The sequence below is a fragment of the Sphaerotilus sp. genome (assembly GCF_041083715.1).
Lineage (GTDB): Bacteria > Pseudomonadota > Gammaproteobacteria > Burkholderiales > Burkholderiaceae_C > Sphaerotilus.
Map to the genome: position 1 here is coordinate 1 of NZ_JBFPGY010000242.1, position 8,314 is coordinate 8,314.

At 66.1% G+C, this 8,314-nt stretch carries 10 protein-coding genes and 2 tRNA genes; 3 read left to right on the forward strand and 9 right to left on the reverse strand.

Going from position 1 to position 8,314, the window contains the following annotated elements:
• Nucleotides 1-236, forward strand: a 236-nt coding sequence (locus AB3X43_RS10695) for a chromate transporter (RefSeq protein ID WP_369429831.1), incomplete at its 5' end; no start/stop codon positions are given.
• Between the two features lie 14 nt (nt 237-250).
• On the opposite strand, the gene AB3X43_RS10700 is transcribed toward AB3X43_RS10695, so the two are convergent.
• The 3 genes from AB3X43_RS10700 to AB3X43_RS10710 are packed head-to-tail and all read right to left on the reverse strand — an operon-like array spanning nt 251 to nt 2,054.
• Nucleotides 251-613 (reverse strand): hypothetical protein, encoded by a 363-nt coding sequence (locus AB3X43_RS10700; protein WP_369429832.1) that lies wholly within the window; start codon nt 611-613, stop codon nt 251-253.
• Nucleotides 610-1,359: a 23S rRNA (guanosine(2251)-2'-O)-methyltransferase RlmB gene (gene rlmB / locus AB3X43_RS10705; RefSeq protein ID WP_369429833.1), complete on the reverse strand. Its 750-nt coding sequence runs from the start codon at nt 1,357-1,359 to the stop codon at nt 610-612. Before rlmB ends, AB3X43_RS10700 begins: the two co-directional genes overlap by 4 nt.
• A 26-nt stretch (nt 1,360-1,385) precedes the next feature.
• The gene (locus AB3X43_RS10710) at nt 1,386-2,054 is read right to left on the reverse strand and encodes an ABC transporter ATP-binding protein (protein ID WP_369429840.1); all 669 of its coding nucleotides are present in this window, start codon (nt 2,052-2,054) and stop codon (nt 1,386-1,388) included.
• 94 nt (nt 2,055-2,148) lie between these two features.
• Here AB3X43_RS10710 and AB3X43_RS10715 point away from each other — a divergent pair, with 94 nt between their 5' ends.
• Nucleotides 2,149-2,730, forward strand: coding sequence for an arylesterase (locus tag AB3X43_RS10715; RefSeq protein ID WP_369429834.1), 582 nt, complete (start codon nt 2,149-2,151; stop codon nt 2,728-2,730).
• A gap of 7 nt (nt 2,731-2,737) precedes the next feature.
• On the opposite strand, the gene phaR is transcribed toward AB3X43_RS10715, so the two are convergent.
• The 5 genes from phaR to AB3X43_RS10740 all read right to left on the reverse strand — a co-directional run bounded on the left by phaR (nt 2,738) and on the right by AB3X43_RS10740 (nt 6,891).
• A complete protein-coding gene (phaR, locus tag AB3X43_RS10720) occupies nt 2,738-3,322 on the reverse strand; it encodes a polyhydroxyalkanoate synthesis repressor PhaR (protein WP_369429835.1) in 585 nt (194 codons plus the stop codon).
• A 178-nt stretch (nt 3,323-3,500) separates the two neighbouring features.
• Nucleotides 3,501-3,577, reverse strand: a tRNA-Val gene (locus tag AB3X43_RS10725).
• Between the two features lie 32 nt (nt 3,578-3,609).
• Nucleotides 3,610-3,686: transfer RNA gene (locus tag AB3X43_RS10730), tRNA-Val, on the reverse strand.
• Nucleotides 3,687-3,740: 54 nt separating this feature from the next.
• Entirely contained in the window at nt 3,741-6,002 is a 2,262-nt protein-coding gene (locus AB3X43_RS10735) for a RelA/SpoT family protein (protein WP_369429836.1), read from the reverse strand.
• 10 nt (nt 6,003-6,012) lie between these two features.
• Nucleotides 6,013-6,891 carry an alpha/beta fold hydrolase gene (locus AB3X43_RS10740; RefSeq protein WP_369429837.1) on the reverse strand — a complete coding sequence of 293 codons (879 nt, stop codon included), beginning with the start codon at nt 6,889-6,891 and terminating at the stop codon, nt 6,013-6,015.
• A 73-nt stretch (nt 6,892-6,964) separates the two neighbouring features.
• Between AB3X43_RS10740 and AB3X43_RS10745 the strand changes: the two genes are divergently transcribed.
• A complete protein-coding gene (locus AB3X43_RS10745; RefSeq protein ID WP_369429838.1) occupies nt 6,965-7,735 on the forward strand; it encodes a 3-hydroxybutyrate dehydrogenase in 771 nt (256 codons plus the stop codon).
• A gap of 9 nt (nt 7,736-7,744) precedes the next feature.
• On the opposite strand, the gene AB3X43_RS10750 is transcribed toward AB3X43_RS10745, so the two are convergent.
• Nucleotides 7,745-8,314: SIMPL domain-containing protein (locus AB3X43_RS10750; RefSeq protein WP_369429839.1), on the reverse strand; the 570-nt coding region annotated here is incomplete at its 5' end.

The following is an 8,314-nucleotide window of genomic DNA, read 5'->3' on the forward strand; positions in this document are numbered from 1 at the left end:
GTCAGCGTCGACCGGACCATCCGGCGGTGCGCGTGTTCACGAGCGGGCTGACGCCCTTGACGGTCGGCTTGCTGCTGTCGACCGGGTGGGTGCTGTCGCAGCCGGTGCTGGGCCACGGCCGACCGGGTGGTCTTGTGATGATCGTGCTCACGGTTGTCGTGATGCTGCGGACCCAGGTCAGTCCGATGTGGCTGATCGGCCTGGGCGCGGTGGCTGGCGCGCTGGACTGGGCCTGATCAGCCAGCATCAATCAGCGCGGACTCTCGTAGAACACATACGCCGTCGAGTAGTCGCTGATCTCGAAGTAGACGCGCTTCTCGCCTTCGTCCTGCGTGCCGTTGAGGTTCTCGTCGAGCACGCCGTAGCCGTAGCGGTAGGGGCGCGGCAGCTTGTCGTCGGTGCCATAGGCGGTGCTCATCTTGTCGATCTTGATGAAGCGCTTGACCAGCTTGTCACCCGCATAGACCTCCAGCACACCATTCGTGCCGGTCCAGTTCTGCACGCTGCGGCGGATCTCGTTCTGCTTTTCCTGGGTGCAGCCAGCCAGTGCAACGGCGGTCAGCAGCAGCGCGAGCGCAGGGATGGACCGGTGGCGAGGCCGTGCGGCCGTCATGCTGCCTCTCCTTGGTGCGAACGCTGGCGCAGCACTTCATAGAGGCAGACGGCCGAAGCGACCGACACGTTCAGGCTTTCGACCGCCCCGTGCATGGGGATGTGGACCAGCACATCGCAGGTCTTGCGTGTCAGCGCCCGCATGCCCGCGCCTTCGGCGCCCAGCACGATCGCCACCGGCCCGGTGAGATCCAGGTCGTAGATCGACTGTTCGGCATCGTCGCTGGTGCCGACGACGAGGATGTCGCGCTCTTTCAGCTCGCCCATCGTGCGCGCCAGATTGGTCACCATGAAGTACGGCACCGACTCGGCCGCTCCGCTGGCCACCTTGGCCACCGTGGCGTTGACGCCGACGGCGTGGTCCTTCGGGGCGATGACCGCGTGCGCGCCCGCGCCATCGGCCACCCGCAGGCAGGCGCCCAGGTTGTGCGGGTCGGTCACGCCGTCCAGCAGCAGCACGAGCGGCGGGCCCTCGACGCTGTCGAGCAGGTCGTCGAGGGAGTGGTTCACGGCGAGCACCGTGACCCGTGCCACGACGCCCTGATGGCGCGTCGTGCCCGCAAGCTTGTCCAGACGGGCACCATCGCTTTCGACGATGGTGCGACCGCTGGCTTGCGCGCGCTCGATGAACTGGCGCATGCGCGCATCACGGCGGGCCGTGTCGATGTGGACCTCACGCACCGATTCGGGCGCCGTCTTCAGACGCACCTGCACTGCGTGGAAACCGAAAAGTAGTGTTCCTGACATAGCGCCGATGGTAGCGCAGCGCAGGCTCAGACCATGCGACCGGCTTCCAGCCGGATCTGCCGATCGCAGCGCTCTGCGATGCGTGGATCGTGGGTCACCAGGATCAGCGTCGTACCGATTTCGCGGTTGAGTTCGAACATCAACTGCATCACCGACTCGCCAGTGGCATGGTCGAGGCTGCCGGTCGGCTCGTCGGCCAGCAGCAATGCCGGCCGCACCACGAAGGCCCGCGCCAGCGCGACCCGTTGCTGCTCGCCACCGGACAGCAGCTTGGGATAGTGTCCAAGCCGCTGTCCCAGTCCGACCCGGCCGAGCATCTCGGTGGCCAGCGCCCGCGCGTTGCGCTCGCCGCGCAGTTCCAGCGGCAGCATCACGTTTTCCAGCGCGCTCAGGTGGCCCATCAGCTGGAAGCTCTGGAACACGAAGCCGATGCGTTCGCCGCGCACTGCCGCACGTGCATCCTCGTCGAGTGCGAACAGGTCGATGCCGTCGAGCCGGACCGTGCCGTCGCTGGGTGTGTCCAGCCCGGCCAGGATCGAGAGCAGCGTGCTTTTCCCCGACCCCGATGCACCGACAATTGCCACCGATTCCCGCGGCGCGAGCTGAAAACTGATCTCGTGCAGAATCGTCAGCTCCCCGGCGGAATCCCGGACGCGCTTGCTGACGCCGGTTACTTCAATGATCGCTACACCCATGCTGAACCCTGATGACACCACTGTTTGGACGCGCCGCGACTGTATCGTGCGCATGGTGTCCTGCGTGGCGCTCGGAGTTGCTTGCTCGCCGGGCATGGCGGCGCCGACTGGCCGCGAGGTCCGCATCCTGGTGCTCGGCGACAGCTTGTCGGCCGAGTACGGCCTGGCACGCGGCACCGGCTGGGTCGCGCTGATGGAAACCCGGCTGGCACAGGACAGGATCACGGCGACCATTGTCAATGCCAGCATCAGCGGCGACACGACGTCGGGCGGGCGGGCGCGCATCGGCGCCCTGCTCTCGCAGCACCGGCCCACGCACGTGGTGATCGAACTGGGCAGCAATGACGCGCTGCGCGGCCTGCCCCTCAAGAGCAGCCAGGACAACCTCGTGGCCATCGCCCAGGCGGCCAAGGCGGCTGGAGCCAAGGTACTGGTGGTGGGGATGCAGGTGCCGCCGAATTACGGCGGGGCCTATACGCGCGATTTTTTCGCGATGTTCGGCGCGGTGGCGAAGTCGGAGAGAACTGCGCTGGTGCCCTTCCTGCTGGCCGGCATCGCGGATGACCCTGATCCTGTGCGCTGGTTCCAGGCGGACCGGCTTCACCCGAATGCCACAGCGCACCCGCGCATCCTTGACAACATCTGGCCGGTGCTCAAGCCCTGGCTGAAGACCTGACCCTCGGTCAAGGTTTGGCGGGCGGCGGCGTGAATCCCGCCATGCCGGGAAAGAAGGTCTCGGCCTGCTTCTGCATCTGTTCCTGCATCTGCGTGAAGATCGACTTCGACTGGTCGAAGTAGTTGCTCATCATGTGCTGCATGGCTGGGGGCTGCATGGCCATGAACTTCGCCCAGGCTTCCGGGTTGAACGCCTTGCCTTCGTAGAGGCCACCGGTCTGGTCGGCGAAGCGTTTCTGCAGATCGACGAAGCCCTGGAGGTTGCGCTCCATGTACTCGCCCATCATCCCCTGCATGGTGTGGCCGTAGAACCGGATAAGCTGGGCCAGCATCTGGGTCGAGAACATCGGCATGCCGGCGCTTTCCTCTTCCAGGATGATCTGCAGCAGGATGCTGCGTGTCAGTTCCTCGCCGGACTTGGCATCCCGTACCTCGAAGACTTCTGCGTCCAGCACCATCTGCTTGACGTCCGTGAGCGTGATGTAGCTGCTCGTCTGGGTGTCGTAGAGGCGGCGGTTCGGGTATTTCTTGAGTACGCGCGGTCCGTCGGGCTGACCTGTGGCCGTTTCCGCGGCGCGGCGATTCGATGGCATGCAACTCTCTCCTGTGTCCTGTGCGTGTGCACAAAGATTCTAGGCAGCCCTTGGTGCGCCCTTTCGCTAGGGTTTGCCCCGGACTTCACCCAAATCAACGGGTACGACGGTGTGCGACAGCGCGAACAACGAAAAAGGCGCTGACAGTGCCTGTCAGCGCCTTTTCAATTTTCCAATCTGGTAGGCGCAATTGGATTCGAACCAACGACCCCCACCATGTCAAGGTGGTGCTCTAACCAACTGAGCTATGCGCCTGGGGTGCCTTGCGGCGGTCTTTCAGGTTCTTCTGGTAGGCGCAATTGGATTCGAACCAACGACCCCCACCATGTCAAGGTGGTGCTCTAACCAACTGAGCTATGCGCCTGAAGAGCCTCGAACTATAGCGTATTTTTGGATTACGTCAATCGTTTTTGGTCGATTATTTTCTTCTTGCACTTTGAACCCCGTCCACTTCTCCCACCTGGCGCAGCACGTGGGCCAATGCGGAGGAATCTCTGACCTCGATGGTGAAGGTCATCCGTGCCGTCTCGCGGACGGTCTGGGTATTCACGCCGATGACGTTGGACTTCTCGCGGGCAAAGACTTCCGAGATGTCCCGCAGCAGCCCCTGCCGATCATGGGCCATGACCGAGATGTTGACCGGATAGACCGCCGGTCGCCCCTGCACGGGTGCGGTCTCGCCCCACTGGACATCGATCAGGCGCTCCGGATTGCGGCCCGCCAGCTGTCGCAGGTTGGCGCAATCGGCACGGTGCACGGCCACACCCTTGCCTCGGGTGACAAAGCCGCCGATGGCGTCCGGTGGCGCCGGGCGGCAGCAATGGGCCAGTTGCGTGAGCAGCGACTCGACGCCGACCACCAGCACCGTGCTGCGCCCGCCAGGACCGGCCGCCGCCGGTTTGAACAGCGGCATTTCGGACTCGGGTGTCGGCGGCACCACCGGCGCAGGCGGCCGCAGCACACTCTCGATGTTGCGCAGCGAGAATTCGTCCTTGCCGACCACCTCGAACAGCGCCTCGGCATTGCGGAAACCGAGCTGCCCGGCCAGATCATCGAGCTTGACCGCCGTCTTGCCTTCGCGCTGCAGCAGCCGATCGACGGCCTCGCGGCCACGGGCAATCGTCTCCTGCAGCGCACGGGCGTTGAACCAGGCACGCACCTTGGCACGCGACCGCTGGCTCTTCAGATAGCCCAACTGCGGGTTGAGCCAGTCGAGCGATGGTCCGCCCTCCTTCGTCGTGATCACCTCGACCGTCTGGCCGCTCACCAGGGGCGTGTTCAGCGGCACCATCTGGCCGTCCACGCGCGCGCCCCTGCAACGGTGCCCCAGGTCGGTGTGCAGGTTGTAGGCCAGATCGACCGCGGTGGCGCTGGCGGGCAGCTCGATCAGCCGGGCCTGTGGCGTGAAGACGTAGATGCGTTCTTCGAAAAAACTCTGGGCAGGCGTGTTGTGGCCGATGAAGTCGCGCTCCCACGCCAGCAGCTGCTGCAACACCGCGCGCCGCGCCTGTGCCACCCGTCCTTCGAAGTCGCCGGCGGCACTCACACCGGCATAACCCCTGGTGCCCGCTTCCTTGTAGGCCCAATGTGCCGCCACGCCGCTTTCGGCGTGGTCGTGCATCTCGCGGGTGCGGATCTGGATCTCCAGCGGCCGGTCTTCATGGTCGAGCACAACCGTGTGCAGCGACTGGTAGCCGTTGGGCTTGGGCCGGGCGATGTAGTCGTCGAACTCCTCCGGCAGCGGCCGCCAGACCTCGTGCACCCGGCTGAGCGCCGCGTAGCAGTCCGGCACCGCGGCCACGATCACCCGCAGCGCCCGCAGATCGAACACGCGGGACAGCTTGAGCTGCTTGCCCTGCATTTTTTTCCAGATGGAATACAGGTGCTTCGGGCGGCCGAACACCTCTGCGTGCAGGCCGGCCTGCGCCAGTTCGCGTGCCAGATGGTCCCGCGCGGCGTCGATGCCCTGCTCGCGCTCGGTGCGCTTTTCGGCCAGCTCCGTGGCAATGCGCTTGTAGTCGTCCGGTCGCAGGAAACGGAACGCCAAGTCTTCCAGCTCCCACTTGATCTGCCAGATCCCCAGCCGGCTCGCCAGCGGCGCGAACACTTGCTGCGCCTCGCGCGCCAGTGCAACCGGGCACGGCGCCTTGGTGACCGCATAGAAACGCAGTGTCTGCAGCCGCGACGCCAGACGCAGCAGCACCACCCGCAAGTCGCGCGAGAACGCCAGCAGCATCTTGCGCACCCGCTCCAGCTGCTCGGCCAGCAGTTCGCGGTCGGTTTCGTCCGTCCAGGCGTTGCGTGCATTGCGCTGGATGCGCACGAGCTGCCGCGTGTGTGTCACGAGGCTCGCATACGAAGCACCGAACGCCTGCTCGACCACGGTTTCCGGCTCGCTCAGGTAATCACCGGCATACACCAGATAGACCGCCGCCTGCATCGACGGCGCTGCGCCGATGGTGCGCAGGATCTCGGCGACACCATCGGCATGGTCGAGCGCGTTCTCGCCGGTGTCGAAGCGGCTGTTGGCCAGCAGCGGTTGCGCGAACTGGCGCGCCCGGTCGAGCCGGTCCATCTCCTGCGCGAACGAGGTGATCTCGCCGGTGTCGCTGGTCGCGTCCGCCGCCAGCAGGACGATGGGTGCGGCGGCCTCGGCGGATTCGAGGCGGGTGCTTTTCACGCGGGCAACCTCAGGCGAGCAGGAACGCGCGCACGCAGGCGACCTGGTCATCGGCGATCAGGGTCGGTGCGTGTCCGACACCAGCGAACTCCACGCACGGCGCCTTCGGGCCGCGCTGGCCCATGGCGCGGGCCGTGTCGGCAGACAGCAGATCCGAGTCCTGGCCACGCACCAGCAGCGTCGGCGCGGTGATGCTGTCGTAGGCCTTCCACAGCATGGCTTCGCTGAACGCCGCGATCTCGGGTGTGAACGCCCGGAACGGGACGGCAATCGCCGGGTCGTACTGGAACATCCAGCCGCCCTCGGGCGCCGGCTTGAACTGCGGTCGGCTCAGTGCCAGCCATTGCTCACGGGTGTGGGGGCCGAAGCTCTGCGAGATGCTCCAGAGGAAGTCTGCGCCGGCCTCGACCGACGGGAACCGCATCGGCGCGCCCAGGTAGGTGCCGATGCGCTGCAGCGAGGCGAACTCGATCACCGGTCCGACGTCGTTCAGCACCAGACGGCTGATCGGGGATGCCGTGCCCTGGGCGCGCAACGATGCCAGCGACATCCCGATCAGTCCGCCCATCGATGTGCCGACCCACGACACCTGCTCGACATTCAGCCGCGCCAGCAGCGTGACCATGTCGGCCACATAGGTGGGCACCGCGTAGAGCATCGGGTCCGGCAACCAGTCCGACCGACCGCGCCCGACGACGTCCGGGCAGACGACCCGGAAATCTGCAGACAGCGCCTGGGCCAGCGTGTCGAAATCGCGGCCCTGGCGGGACAGGCCGTGGGTGCAGACTACCACGCGGGGGTTGTCCTGCGCGCCCCATTCCCAGTAGGCCATGCGGTGCAGGCCCTTGGGATTGGCGCAGGTGACGTGGTGCAGGCGGGGTTCGGTCATGGGGGACTGTGTCAGGGATGGCTCGGATTCGAGCCCGATAATGGATGTTAACCAACCACCAGAGGATGAATTCATGCTGAAAGGTAAAACCGCATTGGTCACCGGCTCCACCAGCGGGATCGGGCTGGGCGTGGCGCTGTGTCTGGCACGTCAGGGCGCGAACGTCATTCTCAATGGCTTCGGTGATGTCGACGGACCGAAGGCGGAAGTGGCTGCGCTGGGCGTGCAGGTCGGCTACCACGGGGCCGACATGAGCAAGCCCGCCGAGATCGAGGCGATGATGGCCTACGCGCAGGCCGAATTCGCCGGCGTGGACATCCTGGTGAACAACGCCGGCATCCAGTACGTGGCGCCGATCGAGAACTTCCCCGTGGAGCGCTGGGACGCGATCATCGCCATCAACCTCAGCGCCACCTTCCACACGACGCGGCTGGCGCTGCCGTCCATGCAGGCGAAGAACTGGGGCCGCATCATCAACATCGCGTCGATCCACGGCCTGGTGGCGTCCACGCAGAAGGCGGCCTATGTGGCAGCCAAGCATGGCGTCGTCGGCCTGACCAAGGTGACTGCGCTGGAAAACGCCACCACCGGCGTGACCTGCAATGCGATCTGCCCGGGCTGGGTGCTCACGCCGCTGGTGCAGAAGCAGGTCGATGCCCGCGCCGCCAAGGACGGCGTGGACAACACGGAGGCCGTGCGCCGCCTGCTGGGTGAAAAGCAGCCCTCGCTGCAGTTCACCACGCCGGAAGAGCTGGGCGAACTGGCCGTCTTCCTGTGCTCGCCCGCCGGCAACAACGTGCGCGGCGTGGCCTGGAACGTGGACGGCGGCTGGACGGCCCAGTAAGCCAGCCCCTCAGCGCGTCAGCGTCACCGATCCTTGCACGGTGGCACTGAGCAGGCCCTTGCCGGCTTCGGTTGGCAGTGGCGCCGCATCGGCCTGCAGCGCGGTGGCCCGCACCATCGCCATCGGTGGGTGCCCGCCCAGATCTCCGTCGCTGGACTGCACGCTCACTTCGCGCAGTTGGTAGCCGGTGTAGCCAAACTGCTTCGCCATGGCGTCCGCCCGTGCGCGGAATTTCTGGATCGCCTGGGCCGTCAGTTCCGCCTCGTTGCGTTCGCGCAACTCCCGGGACAGGCTGTAGCCGGTTCCGACGATGGCCATCGCCGTCAGCTTGCCCGCCGCCGTGGCCACGCGGGCGATGTCCTTGCCTTCCAGCACCAGGCCGGCCGTGCCGGTCCACCCATTGGGCTTGCCATCGCGGCCATAGCGCGGCGAGAGGTTGAATCCTTCCGTGCGCACGGCCATGCCCACCGGGTCCGCCAGCCTGCGTGTCTCGTTCAGGGCCGCGTCGAGCACCTGCTTGAGTGCGGACTGGACTGCGGTGGCGTCACTGCCGTCGCGCACCACCTGCAGAGAAACAGT